At 68.7% G+C, this 16,960-nt stretch carries 14 protein-coding genes; 6 read left to right on the forward strand and 8 right to left on the reverse strand.

Features of this window, described 5'->3' with window-relative positions:
• On the reverse strand, positions 1 to 408 hold the full coding sequence (locus OG885_RS44060; RefSeq protein ID WP_405742462.1) for a cupin domain-containing protein: 408 nt from the start codon (positions 406 to 408) through the stop codon (positions 1 to 3).
• A 245-nt stretch (positions 409 to 653) separates the two neighbouring features.
• Between OG885_RS44060 and OG885_RS44065 the strand changes: the two genes are divergently transcribed.
• From OG885_RS44065 to OG885_RS44080, 4 genes are all read left to right on the forward strand, one after another.
• Complete coding sequence (locus OG885_RS44065) at positions 654 to 1,544, forward strand: helix-turn-helix transcriptional regulator (RefSeq protein ID WP_405742464.1); 891 nt, start codon at positions 654 to 656, stop codon at positions 1,542 to 1,544.
• 290 nt (positions 1,545 to 1,834) lie between these two features.
• Complete coding sequence (locus tag OG885_RS44070; RefSeq protein WP_405743183.1) at positions 1,835 to 2,143, forward strand: hypothetical protein; 309 nt, start codon at positions 1,835 to 1,837, stop codon at positions 2,141 to 2,143.
• A gap of 127 nt (positions 2,144 to 2,270) precedes the next feature.
• The gene (locus OG885_RS44075; protein WP_405742466.1) at positions 2,271 to 2,396 is read left to right on the forward strand and encodes a hypothetical protein; all 126 of its coding nucleotides are present in this window, start codon (positions 2,271 to 2,273) and stop codon (positions 2,394 to 2,396) included.
• Between the two features lie 167 nt (positions 2,397 to 2,563).
• Complete coding sequence (locus OG885_RS44080) at positions 2,564 to 3,076, forward strand: hypothetical protein (RefSeq protein WP_405742468.1); 513 nt, start codon at positions 2,564 to 2,566, stop codon at positions 3,074 to 3,076.
• A gap of 227 nt (positions 3,077 to 3,303) precedes the next feature.
• Here OG885_RS44080 and OG885_RS44085 read toward each other — a convergent pair whose 3' ends face one another.
• The 3 genes from OG885_RS44085 to OG885_RS44095 all read right to left on the reverse strand — a co-directional run bounded on the left by OG885_RS44085 (position 3,304) and on the right by OG885_RS44095 (position 7,351).
• Positions 3,304 to 5,706 carry a hypothetical protein gene (locus OG885_RS44085; RefSeq protein ID WP_405742469.1) on the reverse strand — a complete coding sequence of 801 codons (2,403 nt, stop codon included), beginning with the start codon at positions 5,704 to 5,706 and terminating at the stop codon, positions 3,304 to 3,306.
• Positions 5,707 to 5,873: 167 nt separating this feature from the next.
• Positions 5,874 to 6,032: a hypothetical protein gene (locus tag OG885_RS44090; protein ID WP_405742471.1), complete on the reverse strand. Its 159-nt coding sequence runs from the start codon at positions 6,030 to 6,032 to the stop codon at positions 5,874 to 5,876.
• A gap of 116 nt (positions 6,033 to 6,148) precedes the next feature.
• Entirely contained in the window at positions 6,149 to 7,351 is a 1,203-nt protein-coding gene (locus OG885_RS44095) for a low temperature requirement protein A (RefSeq protein WP_405742472.1), read from the reverse strand.
• 322 nt (positions 7,352 to 7,673) lie between these two features.
• On the opposite strand from OG885_RS44095, the gene OG885_RS44100 reads away from it, so the two are divergent.
• On the forward strand, positions 7,674 to 7,799 hold the full coding sequence (locus OG885_RS44100) for a hypothetical protein (protein ID WP_405742474.1): 126 nt from the start codon (positions 7,674 to 7,676) through the stop codon (positions 7,797 to 7,799).
• A 42-nt stretch (positions 7,800 to 7,841) separates the two neighbouring features.
• Here the strand turns inward: OG885_RS44100 and OG885_RS44105 are convergent, their stop codons facing one another.
• Together OG885_RS44105 and OG885_RS44110 are read right to left on the reverse strand one after the other, a co-directional pair.
• Positions 7,842 to 10,295, reverse strand: a complete 2,454-nt coding sequence (locus tag OG885_RS44105; protein WP_405743185.1) for a SpoIIE family protein phosphatase — start codon at positions 10,293 to 10,295, stop codon at positions 7,842 to 7,844.
• A 266-nt stretch (positions 10,296 to 10,561) separates the two neighbouring features.
• Complete coding sequence (locus OG885_RS44110) at positions 10,562 to 12,793, reverse strand: alpha-L-fucosidase (RefSeq protein WP_405742476.1); 2,232 nt, start codon at positions 12,791 to 12,793, stop codon at positions 10,562 to 10,564.
• A gap of 359 nt (positions 12,794 to 13,152) precedes the next feature.
• Between OG885_RS44110 and OG885_RS44115 the strand changes: the two genes are divergently transcribed.
• Entirely contained in the window at positions 13,153 to 13,875 is a 723-nt protein-coding gene (locus OG885_RS44115) for a FadR/GntR family transcriptional regulator (RefSeq protein WP_405742477.1), read from the forward strand.
• A 148-nt stretch (positions 13,876 to 14,023) separates the two neighbouring features.
• Here OG885_RS44115 and OG885_RS44120 read toward each other — a convergent pair whose 3' ends face one another.
• On the reverse strand, positions 14,024 to 15,130 hold the full coding sequence (locus tag OG885_RS44120) for a ricin-type beta-trefoil lectin domain protein (protein WP_405742479.1): 1,107 nt from the start codon (positions 15,128 to 15,130) through the stop codon (positions 14,024 to 14,026).
• Between the two features lie 36 nt (positions 15,131 to 15,166).
• Positions 15,167 to 16,579 carry a non-reducing end alpha-L-arabinofuranosidase family hydrolase gene (locus tag OG885_RS44125; RefSeq protein ID WP_405742481.1) on the reverse strand — a complete coding sequence of 471 codons (1,413 nt, stop codon included), beginning with the start codon at positions 16,577 to 16,579 and terminating at the stop codon, positions 15,167 to 15,169.
• Positions 16,580 to 16,960 lie beyond the last annotated feature (381 nt).

Raw genomic sequence — 16,960 nt, forward strand, 5'->3', positions numbered from 1 at the left:
TCAGTTACTGCGGGGGCGGTGGTACTGCGCGTCGGTGACGGGCTCGTTCCAGGTGGTTTCGTCCGTGCCGTCGCCCTTGCCCTCCCACATGGCGATGTGCTCCATGAAGCGGCCGGGGGCGGCGCCGTGCCAGTGCTCCTCGTTCGGGGGACAGGTGACGGTCTGGCCGGGCTGGGCCTCGAAGAGGGTGCCGTCGCGGGTGCCGATCAGGGCCGTGCCGGAGACGATGTGGAGGGTCTGGCCCAGGGCGTGGGAGTGCCAGTGGGTGCGGGCGCCAGGAGAGAAGCGGACCATGTTGACACGCATCCGGGACGGCTCCTGGCCCGCGTAGATCACGTCGAACCAGACGTCGCCGGTGAACCAGGCGGCGGGGGCCTTGACGGTGCCCTGCTGTTGGACGAATTCCATGCGCTTCCTTCTGCTTCTGTCTGTGGAGGGGCGGGGCGGCGAAAAGTGACTTACGTGGCCGTCACCGTCTGTATCCGGAAGTGTTTTCAGGTATCCGGCAGAGGCCCGATCCTCGGGGGCCCAGTGGGCACCGCCGACGTCCTCACCACCAGGAAACTCCAGACCAAAGGCGCGAGGGAGGGCCTGGCCTGCCAGGTACTGACAGAGCCCCCCACAGCCGCAGCGGTCCGCCTAGCCTGGAAGGCGTGAGTACCGAGAGCGACATCCGCGAGTTCCTGGCCTCCCGCCGCGCCAAGATCACCCCGCAGCAGGCCGGTCTGCCCGCCTACGGCGGCAACCGGCGCGTGCCCGGGCTGCGCCGTGAGGAAGTCGCGATGCTCGCCGGCGTCAGCATCGACTACTACGTCCGCTTGGAGCGCGGCCATCTCGCCGGAGCCTCGGAGGAAGTCCTCGACGCCATCGCGGGTGCGCTGCAGCTCGACGAGGCGGAACGCGCTCATCTCTACGATCTCGCCCGCGCCGTCGCCCGACGCCCCGCCCGCCGCACCAGACGCACCCGTGGCCCGCTCCCCGACAGCGTCCTGCGCGTCCTTGACTCAATGGCCGACTCCCCGGCCTTCATCCGCAACGGCCGCCTCGACATCCTCGCTGTCAACCGCCTCGGCCGTGCCCTGTACTCACCGCTGTTCGCCGGGGGAGCACCGCTCCCGGTGAACATCGCCCGGTTCCAGTTCCTGGACCCGCACGGCCGGGACTTCTTCCCCGACTGGGAGCAGTCCGTGAACACAACCGTCTCCCTACTGCGCACCGAGGCCGGACGGGCGCCCGGCGACAGCGACCTGACCGGGCTGATCGGTGAACTCGTCACCCGCAGCGAGGAGTTCCGCACCGCGTGGGCCAAGCACAACGTGCGCCTGCACCACACCGGCCGCAAAGGCTTCCGTCACCCGGTCGTCGGTGAGATCACCCTCGACTTCGACGCCATGGAGCTGCCCGCACAACCCGGCCTGACCCTGACCGCGTACAGCGCCGGACCCCACACCCCGGATCACGACGCGCTGAGGCTGTTGGCCGCCTGGGCCGCCACCGAAGACGCCACCGCGCCCGCGGACCCGGACCGCACCACCAGCCACTGAGTACTCGCTCTGAACCCGCGACCCCGAACCCGAAGTCCCGCCCACGCTCGCTGAACTCGGCATCGAATTTCTCCCGTTCAGCCCGCTCGGTAAGGGCTCCCGACCGGCACCGTCGACACCACGACCGCGTCCACCAACGACGACATCCGCACCACCATCCCCAGGTTCGACCAGGACAACCTCGCCGCCAATCAGGCACTGATCGACCACGTCACCGCCCTGGCCCGCGCGAAGGACGCCCCCCGGGAGAGGTGGCCCTGGCCTGGCTGCTCGCCCAGCATCCGTCGACCGTGCCGATCCCCGGCACACGCCGCATCGCACGGGTGGAGGAGAACGCCGCCGCCACCCAGCTCGCCCTGTCCGCCGACGAGCGGGCGGATCTGGACGCGCTGGCGGCGTCCACGGCGACCGCGACAACTGCCGCTTCCGCACGGTCTACCAGCGCATTCCCAACACTGGCCATGTTTTGCTCCGCCGTGCAACCTGGACTGCTGCTGTCTGAGTGTGAAGGGGTATCTGATTCGACATCTCTCTGGAGGAGACAGTGCGTAAAGCCGTGCTCGGTGTGTTCCTGGCCCTGGCGGCGGTGCTCGCGGTAGTACCGCTCGCCGGCGCCGACCAGACCCAGACCGTCGCCTGCTGTGGTGGCACTGGGGGCTTCTAAAGGGCCGTCGCCAGTGCAGGTGCTGGACGGAGTTTCACTTCGCCAAGGGCAAGGAGAAGTTGATGCGTAAAGCCGCGCTCGCTGTGTTGGTGGCCCTGGCGGCGGTGCTCGCGATGGCGCCGTTCGCCGGTTCCGACCAGACCCGGACCATCGCTTGCTGCGGGGGCGGTGGCGGGGTGGATCACTGACCCGGCTTCCGCTTCCGATGCTCGGCACACGTCAGTCGCTCGACTGCATGAGGGCCCGTCAGTTCGCTGACGGGCCCTGCCCTGCAGAACCCTTCTGAGACGGAAGGGCAACCTGTGCCGCTGCTGTCGGAGTGTGAAGGGGTGCTGGACTCGACAAAGGAGAAGACATGCGCAGTATCCGCCGGATTTTCAGTGTGGGAGCAACCGCCCTCGTGCTCGGGGCAGGGCTCGTGGCTGGTTCTTCCGGGACGGCTCAGGCAGCGGCGTCGGACTGCGCGGGAGGTGCGAACGGCTTCACCGACATTCCGGACAGCCTCAGCGGCCGCGGTGTGGCGGGTGCGGGGGCGGTCATAGCCGAATTCGGCGGCAGGCCGTGGGCCGTTGCCTCCTACGAGATGCACACCGGCACTGTCGGAGGCCGACAGATGGGGTGGGGTGTTCTGAGCACGAGCTCCAGCTTGTGGGGCGCCGGTGCCATCGGAATGGTCTGGATGGATGTCACCAACGACGGCAAGAACTCGTGGATCCAGTGCGGTCCGTTCACTACTTCCGCGAGCGGCGCCAGGATCACGACGCCGGCCTACCCGACCAGCAACTCGGCGAGTCGCGCCTTCCGCGTCTGCGCGCGGGTGACCAGTGCCTCCCCGCAGAGCGGCATCACCTGCACGCCCTGGTGGTAGTCCCCGAATCCTGGTAACAGGACCTAACCGCAAGCCCTCCCGGCAGTTGAGCAGGGTCTTCCAGGAGCCCGAGGGGAGCTCCGGTCCGGTCGGCGACGCCAGCGTGCGGTTGGCTGTGCTCATCCGTATCGGAGTTCCCTTTTGGGGCTGCCGACTGGAGCGCGGGTGCAGCGGGAACTCCCGCTGCACCCATCCGGCCACGCCCGCCCCCTACGACGAGCGGCACTTCAGCTCTGTCCGGACGGGAGATCCGGTAGGAGAGGTTGCAGTTGCGCCCGGATGCGCAGGAGCTGTGCGCGGCGGGATTCTCCACGGGAAGCAGCTCCGGACGATGTGTCCACGCCGGGGAAGGTCACTACCTTCGGCTGCCAGGTGCTGTCGAAGTGGATCACGCCTCGCAGGGCCGTGGTCCCCGGGCCGGGCGAGGCCTGTGGCGGTGAGGTGGGTAGCCATGAAGGGGAGGTGTACGGGCGCTCGTCGCCGGGGGCCGTGGCCGCGCGTTGCGCGAACGCTTCGACGGCGGCCTGCCGGAAACGGGCGTACTCCTCGGCGCAGTCGGCTCCGGAGGGGAGAAGCAGCAGCACCCGGGACGGCGGGAGGAGACGTATGGCCTCGGTCAGCTGCCAGAGGGTTTCCGGAGCTGTGCCGATGGCGGGAATGATGACCAGATGGCAGTGCGGCAGCGCGGTGGTGAGTGTGCGTTTCCAGTTCTGCGAAGGCAGCGGCAGTCGGGCCAGTTGCGGGGGCGGCGGCGTCAGGTCCGTGATGTGGCCGACGCGGAACAGCGCAGGGGCGTCGAACACCGTGTTCAGGTCGGTGTCCAGGGGGCCCTGCCAGGCGGACTGGGGGACGGGGTCGTCGGGGTGCGGGCGGAGGTAGAGCACGCAGGGTTCCCGGGCGAGGTCTCGCGGAACAGCGGGTTGCAGTCGTAACTGCCGCATGCGGTAGTGGTCCTGATGTGACCGGAACCAGAACCAGTACGCCGTGAGTGCGCCGATCGCTGCCACGGCGAGCATCTGGCCGCCGGACCGCACACGGAACAGACCGACCGTCGTCCCGATGACAGTGCCCAGCAACCCTGCCAGTCGCACGAGCCAGCGCAATCCGAAACGCCGGCTCGTCATGTCGATGTCGCGGTCGGTCTGCACGACCGCCAGCATCCTTGTGCGTAGCACGAATCCCGCCGGCCAGACACGTGTTGTGCGGAAGGGCTCCAACTCCCTGGTCGCTGTCAGGGCACGGTAGAAGGGGCGGGACGGCGCGTCGACGTAGCGCATATCTGTGTCGCGGTACCACCTGAGGACGAGGAGGCCCAGACCCCGGCGGCCGGGCCAACGTACGACGGACTCGGTGGCGACATACGAGTCCGCGACGGCGTCGATGACCGGGTCGTTGGACGTCGGGGCATCGTCCTGCACGCGATCGTCGCCCTGCGAGCGGACCTGCACGGCGTCGCGGCTCATGCCCCGAGCAATGGCGGACCCTCTGCCCAGTCCGGTGAAGATGGAGGCCAGCAGGAGAAGCACGGCACACTTCTGAGAGAGGGCGATGTCGTTCCAGCGCACAATCAGGAGAACCGTGATCAAGCCGACGAGCAAGGCGGCAGGCAGCTTGAGATGCCAGTGATAGCGGATCCTCGCCGGTTCGACGGTGGAACCCGGCAGGTCTTGCTCGAAGGCGTCCAGCCACGGATCGACCTGTGTGCGCACGGTCTTGCGCCAGCGTGCGTACGGCGTGGGGCCGCGCTGCCCGGTCGGGTCGAAGTGCACGAACTCCGCGGTCCAGTCGGAGCGGAAGCGCACGACACCGTGCAGCGGAAAGCCTCTCCTGACCTTCCGCGGGCGTTGGGGCTCGGGCCAGTCGGGGAGTACCGGCGGCGGGGGCAGCGTCTTGCCGCACGCGGCCAACTCGACGGCGCGATCGGCGAAGTACTCGACGGCGCTGGCGCGGAAGCGCTCGTAGGCGTCGCGTCCGCCACAGGCGATCAGCAGGACGCGCGAGGGCGGTAGTTGCCGTACGGATTCGGAGTACTCCCAGAGGGTGCCCCGTGAGTTTGCGGAACCCTCCCCGACAGCGGCGACGACGGCAGCCAGGCGGGCCCGGCCGATGGCGCGGCCGACGTCCTGTTGCCACTCGTCGCCTTCCGGAGGCAGGTAGAAACGGCGGGCTCCGGGCAGCGGCAGCGGCTCACCGGGGCGCCCCACGGCGACCACAGGACCGAAACGGCGGAGGAGATGGGCCAGACGGCTTTCCCAGGTGTCGTCGAGGAGGCTGGGGTCGCGGTATCCAAAGGAGCTGACCAGCGAGGTGAGGAAGTGCGCGCCACCGGCTGGATCTGGTCTCGCCAGGGCATTGTCGACGAAGAAGGACCGCAAGTAGAGCACGTAGTCACCGTCTCCGGTGGGTCGCTGATCGCTCAGCCCAGCCAGTAGATGGGAAGTGACGCCCGTGCCGAGTTGCCGTTGCGCTCTGACCGCCATGACGAGGCTCACGGGCACGAGAACCATCAGCGGGATCAGGTAGCGCGGCGACGTTTCCTGCCGGAGGGCGACCACGATGAGCGACGGGACCGTGGTCAACAAGAGGGCGGGCGTAGCGGCGTTCCACATGCTCAGGAGGAACAGCGCCACGCCTGACAGGCGGCGAGGCCGTTGCGGGCGGCCTTCCTGAGGGTTCGGCATACGGCCATTACGGCAGATTCTGCAAGTGTCGCCAATGGGTTGGTACATCAAATGATATCCGCACATACATCCAATCAGGCGGGGGAGTGCTCGGGGTGGCCGGTCCGTATGGCTCGTCAGATGCCGCCGACGGAGCGGGAGTTCGCGCGGAACAAGGCCAGGATCGAGAGCGGGCAGACGTTCCGCTCCCGCAGGCCGCTGGAACTGCGGCGGCTGGGATCCTCGGCGTCCAGCACCCGCTCCACATGCTCAACTGCGGCCGGAAGGCGTGGCATCAGCCACGCACGAACACCGATGGTCCGTGCCTCCACCCCGCACTGGCCGCCCCGAAGGCGGCGGCCGCACTCCGGCACCTGGTCACTGACCTGCGCAGGAACTGACCGCCCCGTGCCTAGCCGGCGGCGGTCGCATGGGGCCGGACGGCGGTGTTCTGGACGAGGACCAGGGCGGTCACGAGCGCGGCCAGGAGGGCCAGGGCGAGGAGAGAGGGGACCAGGGCGACGGCGGGGCCTGCGACGAGGCAGACGGCTCCGCCGGCGAGGAGGAGCGGGGAGCGGTGGCTCGTGGTGCGCAGGAGGAGGGCGGCGGAGGCGAGGAGGAAGACACCGACGCCGCCGGGCAGGGCCCAGGCAACGACGCCGTGGAGGGGTTCGGTCAGGTCGTAGTGGCCGGTGTCGGCGATCTGTGTGAGGGCCTTCTTCATGCCGAGGGCGGTGATGACGGTTCCGGCCACGAGGGGAAGGTGGAGGAAGGTGTAGGCGTCGCGGGCCAGCCGGGTGCGGTCGTCGCCGGTCACGGTGGTCAGGCGATGCTCGACCGTCTCGGCGAGTTGACGGAAGTACAGGCGCCACAGCCCTGCGGAGACGAGCAGCCCCAGGGCGGCACCGGCCACGACCGGGGTGCTGAGCGCGAAGCCGGAGACGCCGACGCCGATGGCGACGATCGATTCGCCGAGGGCGATGATGACGATCAGGCCGTGGCGTTCGGCGAAGTGGCCGGGTGAGGCGACCCGCCAGCCGGATTTTCCGGTGACGAAGATGCCCAGGTAGTCGATGAGTACGGCGGCGAGCCAGATCAGGATCTGGGTGGTGCCGGTGAACGCCGCACCGATGAGGAGCAGGGCGAACGGCGGGGCCACCGAGAACAGGGCGGTGCGGCGCAGGACGCGGTGCAGGGCCTGGTCGCTGGGGTCGGACAGCCAGTACGTGACCAGGTGAAGGACGCGGACGGCGCCGTAGCACAGGACGAAGACCAGGGGGGCAGGCAGTCCGCCGGGGGCGTCGTCGTAGATCTCGGGCACGGTCAGCGACACGATCAGGACGACCGCCATGACGGACACCAGGACGGTGAACATCGCGCCGGAGTCGGCCCGTACGACGTTTCCCAGCCAGGCGAAACAGCACCAGCACCACCACAGCAGCGCCAGCGCGACCATCCCGCCGAGCAGCCGCAACCCGCTCGGGTCGGCCGCCATCAGTGCGGTGACCTGAGTGATCGCATAGACGAACACCAAGTCGAAGAAGAGCTCGGCCGGTGTCACTCGGTGGCCGCCCTCGGTCGCGACCAGCCGCGACCCCTCGCCATTCGCTACCACAACTCCCCCTTTTAGGGCGCCCCACCGCCCACCGGCGGAACGATAACCCACTGGCTATGGCCAGAGGTGGTCGTTGGTGGGTACGGGGGTTCGCTTCCCGCGTACACAGCGGAAGAGGGAAGTGATCTTCCGTTTCGGCGGCCGGGCCCGGTCCGGCGTCGGCGAGGTGCCCAAGGGGCGTGTTTACTGCCCTGCCGTACCGCCCGTCACCTGAACGGCCTACGCGTTCCGGCGCGCAGCGCGCACTGTTGCCCCGTTCGGGTCAGCCTGGACGGAAGGCTCCGCCACCGCGTATCCGTGCTCAACGGCTTACGGAGGCGTCATGGTCGTCATAGCCGTCCTCCTGCCGGTGCTTCTTGTCGGCATGCTCTTCGGACTCGATCTGTTGGAGAACCTGCTGTTCCCCGACCCTCCCGACAGTGCTGAGCCACCGGACACAACCCGCTGACCCGGGCATGGCTCCGCGGTTCCGGGGTGGGCAGGCCGGTTCTCAGGGTGACGCGGTCGAGGTGAGCGACTGGGCGCACCAGATGGTCTTGCCCTGGGTGGAGTGCCGGGTACCCCAGCCCTGGGTGAGTTGGGCGACGAGCAACAGGCCCCGTCCGCCCTCGTCGAGGGCGCGCGCCCGGCGCAGATGCGGGGCGGTGTTGCTGGAGTCGGAGACCTCGCAGATCAGGGCGGTGTCGCGGATGAGGCGGAGCCGGATCGGGGGCTCGCCGTAGCGGATGGCGTTGGTGACCAGTTCGCTGACGACGAGTTCGGTGACGAATGCCTCCTCCTCCAGGCCCCAGGCCTCGACCTGTTCGACGGCGACCTTCCTGAGGTGCGGCACCTGTGCGAAGTCCGCTTCGACGTCCCAGTCGGCCACGTGCTGAGGGTCCAGCGCGCGCGTCCGGGCGAGCAGCAGGGCGGCGTCGTCCGTGCGTACTTGGGGGAGGGTGGCGTCCATCACCGTGTCGCACAGGGTCTCCAGCGAGGCGGCCCCGGGATCCAGGACCCGCAGCAGTTCGGCGCTTCCCTCGTCGAGGTCGCGTTCGCGGCTTTCGACCAGCCCGTCGGTGTAGAGGGCGAGCAGGCTGCCCTCGGGCAGCTCGATCTCCGTCGCCTCGAACGGCAGCCCGCCGATGCCCAGGGGTGGTCCCGGATGCGCCGAGACCGTGGTCCTGGTGCCGTCCGGGGAGAGGAGCAGTGGAAGCGGATGCCCCGCGCTCGCCAGGGTAAGTCTGCGCGTGACCGGGTCGTAGACGGTGTAGAGGCAGGTGGCGCCCGTCTCTCCGGTCGTCTGGAAGCGGCCCGTGGACTGGAGGTCGCTGGCGAGATGGAGGACCAGGTCGTCCAGGTGGGTCAAGAGCTCGTCCGGCGGCAGGTCGACGTCGGCGAGGGTGCGGACGGCGGTGCGCAGCCGGCCCATGCTGGCCGAGGCGTGCAGTCCGTGTCCGACGACGTCGCCGACGACCAGCGCGACCCTGGCGCCGGACAGCGGAATGACGTCGAACCAGTCGCCGCCGACCTCCGCCCCGGTGCCCGCCGGCAGGTAGCGCGATGCCACCTCGACCGCTTCCTGGTTCGGCAGTCCCTGCGGCAGCAGACTGCGTTGCAGGGTCAGCGCGGTCGTGCGCTCGCGCGAGTACCGGCGGGCGTTGTCGATGGCGACGGCCGCCTTGGCGGTCAGCTCTTCGGCGAGGATCAGGTCGTCGGCGGTGAAGGCCTCCGGCCGGTCCAGGCGGGAGAAGGCGACGACGCCGAGCAGCGCGCCGCGCGCCCGCAGCGGCACGGTGATCCGGCCCGTCAGCCCGTCCGCGGCGAGGGACGCGTCGATCACCGGGTTGCCTGCCGGCCAGTGGGCGGGGTCGGCGGCGAGCCCGGGCCCGAAGGCCCATTCGCCGCCCTGGCCGGGGTCAACGGCGAGCTCGACCGTGGACCTGCCGGTCGCCATGCAGCGGGCGGCGACGGAACCGGGGTTGTGCGTGACCGGTTTCGTGGGCCCGGCAGCCTGGTCGGGGCCGTCCTGCGCGCTGTGCTGGGCGGCACGGATGAGTCTGATCGCGTCGTCCGGGTTGCCTGCGGATTCGGAAGGTGGTTCCTCTCCGCGCAGCACTTCGTCGAACAGATCCACGCTGACCAGGTCGACGAATCGCGGTACCGGAGTCATGGCGAGTTCTTGGGCGGTGCCGATCACGTCGAGTGTCCGGCCGATGCCGCCGCTGGCGTTGTTGAGGATGAGCAGGCGTTGCCGAGCCCAGTACTCGGCGCTCATGTCGAATCCCCAGTTGGCGACCGCGCGGACCGTGCCTTCGGCATCGCGGACGGGCCAGATGCTCGTGGCCCAGGCATTGGCGTAGTCGCTGCCGCGAGGACGGAAGACAGTGATGAGACGTGCGGGCTCGCCCGTCCTCGCCACCTCCGCGAGCTTGTCGGTGTAGGGCTTGTCGTCCCTCTCGGGAAACAGCGTGCGGTCGAATTCGGGAAGCACCTCGCGGTAGTGCTTGCCGAGCACCTGCTCCTCGGTGTGCGCGATCACCCGGCCGGAGGAGGCGTTGATCCACAGAAACCGCAGCTCAGGGTCGTAGACACCCAGTGCGAAGGGACACTGCTCGAAGGCTCGGTCGGCAATCACCGGGCGACTTTCCCAGCGCTGGACTGTCACCACGTGCCCCAGCGCCCGCCCTCCGGTGCCGGACAGTGGCTGCGCCGTCACCACGGCGTCCACCGTGGAACCGTTGCGATGGCGCAGGGGGACGGGCCCCGTATGGCCTCGGGTGCTTTCGTGGCCCTCGGGGAACCCGGAGGGTGCGGGACCGACCAGCAGATCGGTCACCGGACGCCCGACCATGTCCTTTGCTGTCCAGCCCAGCAGGAGCCGTCCGCCCTCGCTCCAGCCGCTGACGGTGCCGTTCGGGTCGACCACGACAGCGGCGGTGGGGGCATCGTGCTCGTCGGCCATGTCCACGCGCGACACCTCCGTTCGGAGGGCTGTGCCTGCCGGGGCACACTTCCAGCGGTTGCTTCCAGGCTAGATCCGCTGGGGCCGCGCGGCGCCCTGGCCGGTCCGTTCCGGATCATCGAGGCGGGAGCGGAGAGGGGCCTGCGGGCGCCCTGGCCTGCGACAGGCGCAGGGCGCCCGGACCGCCACCATGGTCGAGGGCCGTGGGGGAGTACCCGCGCACGGATCCCGCCGCCGTATCGGCGGCACCGTGGTGCTGCTGCCGGTCACTGCGCGGTGAAGGTCCACAGCAGGTTGGTGCTGCTGCCGTACGTCCACTGCTTGGTGAGGGAGCCCGAGGAGACGTTGCCGCCGCCGTCGAGGACCAGGCCGGTGGTGCGGTTCGCGATCGAGTAGCGGTCGCCGCCACGGTGGGTGATCTTCCACTGCTGGTTGGTGCCCCCGTTCCAGGGGGCCTGCCGGGCGGCGGAGCCGTCGGCGGTGGCGCCCCAGCCGTCGGCGACCATGCCGTTGGTGCGGTTGACCAGCTTGTAGTAGCCGCCTTCGGCGGCTTCCGCGTCCCACTGCAGGTTGGGGCTGCCGTCCCAGGTCCACTGCTTGAGGTTGGACCCGGAGGCGACGTCGCCTCCGCTGTCCAGGGCGAGGCCGTTGGTGACATTGGTGATCCGGAAGTGCGTCGCCGGGTTGAACTGAACCCTCAGCGAGGTGATCCGGTCGTTGTTGCCGGTGACCCGGAGGTCGGGGTTGTCGGCGGTGAAGGTCCAGGCGGTGCCGGTGAAGATGTCCCCGGAGTAGCCGATCACCTGGTATCCGGGGGCAGGCCGGAGGGAGGAGAGGATGCCTGGGCCGAGCCCGGCCGTGGTCAGATCGGCCGCGGTGTGGTCGCCGACCGTGAGCACGGCGGACTTGCCGGTGTAGTTGACGTCCGCGAAGGCGACAGCGCCGGTGAGCGGCCGCAGGCCCGGGATCGTGGCGGAGAAGGCGAGCTTCAGCACGTAGGCGCCCGCGCTGTACGGCGCCGAGGACGGCAGGGTGATGGTCAGGCCGGAGGAGTTCTGGGCCGGTGTGGGCAGGTCGATGTAGGTGCCGGCGGTGGAGCCGAGGAGCTTCACCGAGGTCAGCGAGGAGAGGTTGATCCGCTCCGAGCCGAGCGTCTTGATCGTGAGTGAACTGCCGGGCCACCCAAGGACGGTGGCGTACAGGACGTTGTCGGCCTTGTTGCGGGTGAAGCGGACGTCCTGCGCCGTCCCGGCGTGCGGGGTGGTGAAGGAGCCGCCGCCCATCTTCGTCGGGCCCTCGCCGTACGCGGTCCAGGCGCGGGTCGCGTAGATCGACTCGCCGAAACGCCTCAGGTGGTCACCTATGCCCAGCAGGATGTCCTTCTGCGCCTGGGGGATGGTGCCGTCGGCCATGGGCGCGATGTTCAGCAGCATGTTGCCGTTCTTGCTGACCCGGTCGATGAACGAGTGCAGCATCTGCTCGATGCTGTAGTAGCCGATGCCCTGGGTGTAGCACCAACTGCTGCTGGAGATGCTGTCGTCGGTCAGCCAGTACGGGGTGGTGAGGTCGGCCGGGCCGCCGCGCTCGTAGTCGAAGACCTCGCCCTTGCCGTTCATCCCGTCCTTGTAGGTGGCGACGACCTCACGGCCCCAGCCGATGGCCTGGTTGTAGTAGTAGGCCAGGAAGTTGAGGCGCTGTTGCTCGTCGACGGCCTGAAGGTTGAAGTCCTGCCACAGGATGTCGGGCTGGGCGCGGTCGATGACCTCCTTGAGCTTGTCGAACCAGAGCTGGTTCTCCGCGGCCGAACCCAGCTGCCCGTAAAGCTTCTTCAGGCTCGGGTCCGTCTGGGCGGGGACGTGCTCGTAGAAGCCGGTGAAGTTGTACGCGTGGTGCATGGCCACCAGCAGCTTGAGGCCCCTGGCACGGATGGCCGTGGAGAAGAGCCCCAGCAGGTCGAGGCCGGGGCCCTTGTCCACCGAGTTCCACTCGTTGACCTGGCTGTCCCACATCGAGAAGCCGTCGTGGTGCTCGGCGACCGGTCCGGCGAACCGGGCGCCGGCGTCGACGAACAGCTGCGCCCATTCTGTGGGGTCGAACTTCCCGCCGGCCGACTTCAGCTTCGGCGCGAACTTCACGGTGTTGCCCGCCAGGTCCTCCGCGCCGTTGATGAAGTTGTGGTACGGCCAGGCGGACGGCTGGCCGTAGGTCGCGATGTGGTGCCGGTTCGCGTTGCTTCCGGCGTCGTACATGTTGCGCGGATACCACTCGTTGTCGTACGCGGGGACGCTGAAGACGCCCCAGTGGAAGTAGATCCCGAACTTCGCGTCCTGGAACCACTCCGGGGCCGGCGGGTGCTGGTCCACCGAGTTCCAGTCGGGCGTGTACGTGCTGGGCGCCGCCTCGGCGACACCGGCACTGAGCACACCTCCGGCAACGGCCGTCGCGGCCACGCAGGTTGTGGAGGCCAGGAACTGGCGTCTGTTGATCGAGCTCGACATGGATACATCCCTGATGCGGAAGGGGGCAGGGGGAGCGCAGTGTCACGCATGAACGTCGGCCATGTAACCGGGGTATGTCAACCAGCGTGCAGGGATGAATGCGGTTGCCGCGGAGTGGAATTTGTCTAACTCGTCCCGATTATTTGCGTATTGAGGTTGCCCAGACATGGCATGTCTGGAGGCCTTGTTGTGCACGCCGAGCCCGGATTGCGGTCGGGGCTGCGCGGCACACGGCCGGCCCGGCCGCCGTGATCGATTCCCCGCACCCGCATCCCACTATCATCAACGTCACCCTCGGCACGAGGACTCCGGAACAGGTCGGACGTGCTCGCGGGACACACCGAGGGGAGGGACGCGCGGTGTCGCTGACGGACAAGGCGATCGAGCAGATCCGAGAACTGATCCGTACGGGAGCACTGCCGCCGGGCTCGAAGCTCCCGCCGGAGCCGGACCTGGCCGCCCAACTGGGCCTGTCCCGCAACCTCGCCCGCGAAGCGGTCAAAGCACTGGCCGTGGCACGCGTGCTGGAAGTCAGACGCGGCGACGGCACGTATGTCACCAGCCTCCAGCCGAGTGTGCTTCTGGAAGGACTCGGCGGCGCGGTCGAGCTCCTGCAGGGCGACGCCGTCGCCCTCCAGGACCTCATGGAGGTACGGCGACTCCTCGAACCGATGGCCACGGCCCTTGCCGCCACCCGGATCTCCGACGACCAACTGGCCGAGGTGAAGCGGCATCTGGACGCCATGCGTGAGGCGAGCGACGACGTCGAACAGCTCAACGCCCACGACGCCGCCTTCCACCGAGCCGTCGTCCTGGCCACCGGCAACGAGACCCTCCTGACCCTCCTGGAAGGCATCTCGGGCCGAACCCTGCGTGCCCGTATCTGGCGCGGCCTGGTCGACGACAAGGCCGGAGGCCGCACCCTCGCCGAGCACGAAGCGATCTTCAACGCGCTGTCCACCCGCGACGCCACCCTCAGCCAGGCGGCCGCGCTGCTGCACGTGAGCAACACCGAGCAGTGGCTCAGGGGACACCTGCGAGCCGGAGAACCTCCTGCCTCCGGCACGACCGCGGGGGAGTGAGGACGCTCCCTCCCCCGCGCCACGCCCTGACATGTCCGCGGGATCGACGGCCGCGGGAACCCGCGGGCGAGCCGAGGGGTGCGGTGGACGCCGTTGATGTTCCCCCCGGAACTGGGGCCCGGGCGGACCCGAGCCCCGGGAGGAAAGATCATCCGGCGGTCAGAATGGTCCACTTCTGATTGGTGCCTCCGTGGCAGTCCCACAGCTGCAACTGCACGCCGTCGGCCGTGGATGAGGCCGGGACATCGAGGCAGCGGCCGGAGGCAGGGTTGCGGTAACCGCCGTTGTACGGCTGCCAGACCTGGTTGACGCCTCCGTGACAGCTCCACAGCTGCGTCTTGGTGCCGTTGGCGACGCCCCCGCCAGAGGCGTCAAGGCACTTGCCCATGGAACGCAGGGTCCCGTCGGTGTAGGCGGACCAGTACTGGTTGGCTCCGTTGCCGCAGCTCCACGTCTGGACGGCGGTCCCGTTGGCGGTACCGGCGCCGTTGACGTCCATGCACTTGCCGGCGATGCCGGACTGAATGCGCGCGGGGGCGGGAGCGGGGTTCCTCAGCCACCCAGCGCTGTCTGCGGCCTGGATGCCGCGGTGGAAGGCGTCGGCCATCTTCTGGTAGCCGGCGTCGTTGGGATGCAGGGAGTCGGCTAGGTCGGCTGTGGCCAGACCGCTCATGTCGACGAATGCGACATGTTTGCCGGTGGCCTGTGCGTCGCCGACGATCCGGCGGACGGCCTCGTTGTACGTGCCCCGCCACCGCTCCTCCGAACTGCTGGTGGACACGACCAGGGAGGCGACGAGGACGGTTGCGTCGGGGACGTCGGCGGTGACCTGGTTGACCAGCGACCTCAGCCGGGTGATGGCACTGTCGACCTCGGATGCCCCCTGGAGGTCGTTGGTACCGATGTGCAGCGTCACCACGTTGGGCCGGTAGCGGGTCAGCGATGCGTCGGCGAGGGCGGCGATCTGGTCGATGCGGTATCCGGAGTGGCCCTCGTTGTCGGGGTCGGACATCGAACCGCCCCGCACCGTGCCGACGAAGTCCAGCGGGTGGCCGTCCGCCGCAAGCTGGTTGAACAGCGGTCCTCGGTAGCCGTTACCCGTGCTGCTCCCCACACCCCAGGTGATCGAATCGCCCAACGGCATCACGCGTAAAGGGGTGTTGGGGGCGGCGGAGGCCGCGGTTGCACCCGCCGCCGTCACCCCGAGCGTGGCAGCGACGAGGGTGAGCAGGGACAGGATCCAGGGCTTTCTCATGCCGTGTCCTCTTCTGCGAGTGGTTGCTGCTTCGGGTCAGCGCTGCAGGGTGAGCAGGCCCGGCCGGTACGGCAGTTGGATGTAGGGGGTGCCGGGCGCGACGTTGGGGGACAGGCCCTGGTAGAGGAACTGCAGGTTGCAGGGGTCGATGGTCATGGTCTGGTCGGGATTGTTGCGGACCAGGTCACCGTGGCTGATGTCGTTGGTCCAGGTGGCTCCGCTGTTGGCCTTGCCGGCGAAGGGGTTGCTCTCGGAGGCGGCCTGCGGGGTCCACGGACCGTTCAGGCTGGAGGCCGTGAACGAACGGAAGAACCGCTGCTCCGTCGCCCCCCGAGCCTCGACGATCATGAGGTACTGGTTCTGGCCCTGGACCTTGTAGACCTCCGGCGCCTCGAACAGGTTCTTCACCGTGTCGCTCATGACCGTCGTGTACGAAGACCCGAAGCTGGCCGGGAAGTTCCCGAGCGGCATGGTCGACTTGTAGATCTTGCCGTTGTCACCGGCGAAGAACATGTGCATGTTCTGGCCGTCGGCGATCATGGTCGGGTCGATCGCGCTGCCGTCGGGGAGGCTGCCGGTGAACAGCGGTTGCGCCGCGGACCAGCCGTTGGGGTTGGTGGGGTCGCTCGACGTGCGGTAGACGAAGGGCCATTGCGTACCCCATCCGTTCGAGGTCAGCACCCAGATGTTCTTGGGGGCGAAGTAGAACAGCTTGGGCGCCACCGCACCCTGGCTCATCTGGGTCTGGCCTGCCGACGCCATGTCCGACCAGTTCGTGAACGGACTGAACCCCATCGATTTCCACGACGATCCGTCAGATGCGGTCGCGTAGACGAGGTGCCTGCCGTTGTACGTCACGGTGGTGAAGTCCTTCAGCGCGGCCCACCCGTTGGCCGGCTGCGCCAGCGCGCCGGTCGAGCTCCACCGGTACGTCGACGGAAGAGAGCACGCATTGGACGCGCCCGACAGGCCGGTCCACTTCTGGTTGCTGCTGCCGGTGCAGTTCCACAGCTGCACCGCCGTGCCGTTCGCCGTGGCACCGCCGCTGACGTCCAGGCACAGCCCGGACTCCACGGCCACGACCGTCCCGTCGGAGTTGACCCGCCACTGCTGGTTGGTACCGCTGTTGCAGGACCAGATCACCGGCCGGGTTCCGGCCGTGGTGGCGTGGCCGGGTACATCGAGACACTTGTTGCCGTACACGGTCAGCTGGTTGTTGTCCGTCAGCGTCCACTGCTGATTGGTCCCGCCGCTGCAGTCCCAGACCTGCAGGTTCGTGCCGTCGGACTGGCTGGCGCCCGGCACATCGAGACATCGGCCGGAGCCGGTGCCGCGCAAGGCGCCGCTGGTGGCGGCCTGAGCCGGGTTGGTGACGAGCGTCGCCGCGGAGGCGACCAGGGCCGCGAGCGCCAGGGGCAGATGCCTGCGGCTGAACGTACGTCGGTGCATGGGGACCTCATCCCTTGAGTGAGCGGCTCCGGTCGGCCCCGGCAGGGGGCTGCTGGACAGGCGTACTGCGACATTGATGTGCTGTTCGGTAAATCGAACGATGGTCGAAGAGTCGGGCGGACGGAAGCGCGGATATCGATCAGGGCCCGGCACTGCCATGGACCCGGTCCTCGCGGAGCGCCACCGACGGTCACGCGGGCGAGAACTGACGTGCAGACAGCTCAGGCGGTAGTCCGCCTAGGCGGGGAGGATTGGCATCCATGAGGGTCTCGGTACCGTCGGCTCATTCCATCGATACATGGGATGGATTAACGGGCATGGGTGTTGCCTGTGTCTAGAGTTGCGACACAAAATGGCGGCTGCTTCCGGATGGATGTCCGG

Origin of the sequence: Streptomyces sp. NBC_00028 (assembly GCF_045041065.1) — a bacterium.
In the GTDB taxonomy this organism is placed as follows: Bacteria; Actinomycetota; Actinomycetes; order Streptomycetales; family Streptomycetaceae; genus Streptomyces.

Coding starts and splice junctions, on each gene's coding strand:
- OG885_RS44100 (WP_405742474.1), top strand. CDS start 7,674: ATGGTCGTCATAGCCGTCCTCCTGCCGGTGCTTCTTGTCGGCATGCTC.
- OG885_RS44090 (WP_405742471.1), bottom strand. CDS start 6,032: ATGCCACGCCTTCCGGCCGCAGTTGAGCATGTGGAGCGGGTGCTGGAC.
- OG885_RS44080 (WP_405742468.1), top strand. CDS start 2,564: ATGCGCAGTATCCGCCGGATTTTCAGTGTGGGAGCAACCGCCCTCGTG.
- OG885_RS44125 (WP_405742481.1), bottom strand. CDS start 16,579: ATGCACCGACGTACGTTCAGCCGCAGGCATCTGCCCCTGGCGCTCGCG.
- OG885_RS44105 (WP_405743185.1), bottom strand. CDS start 10,295: ATGGCCGACGAGCACGATGCCCCCACCGCCGCTGTCGTGGTCGACCCG.
- OG885_RS44110 (WP_405742476.1), bottom strand. CDS start 12,793: ATGTCGAGCTCGATCAACAGACGCCAGTTCCTGGCCTCCACAACCTGC.
- OG885_RS44075 (WP_405742466.1), top strand. CDS start 2,271: ATGCGTAAAGCCGCGCTCGCTGTGTTGGTGGCCCTGGCGGCGGTGCTC.
- OG885_RS44060 (WP_405742462.1), bottom strand. CDS start 408: ATGGAATTCGTCCAACAGCAGGGCACCGTCAAGGCCCCCGCCGCCTGG.
- OG885_RS44120 (WP_405742479.1), bottom strand. CDS start 15,130: ATGAGAAAGCCCTGGATCCTGTCCCTGCTCACCCTCGTCGCTGCCACG.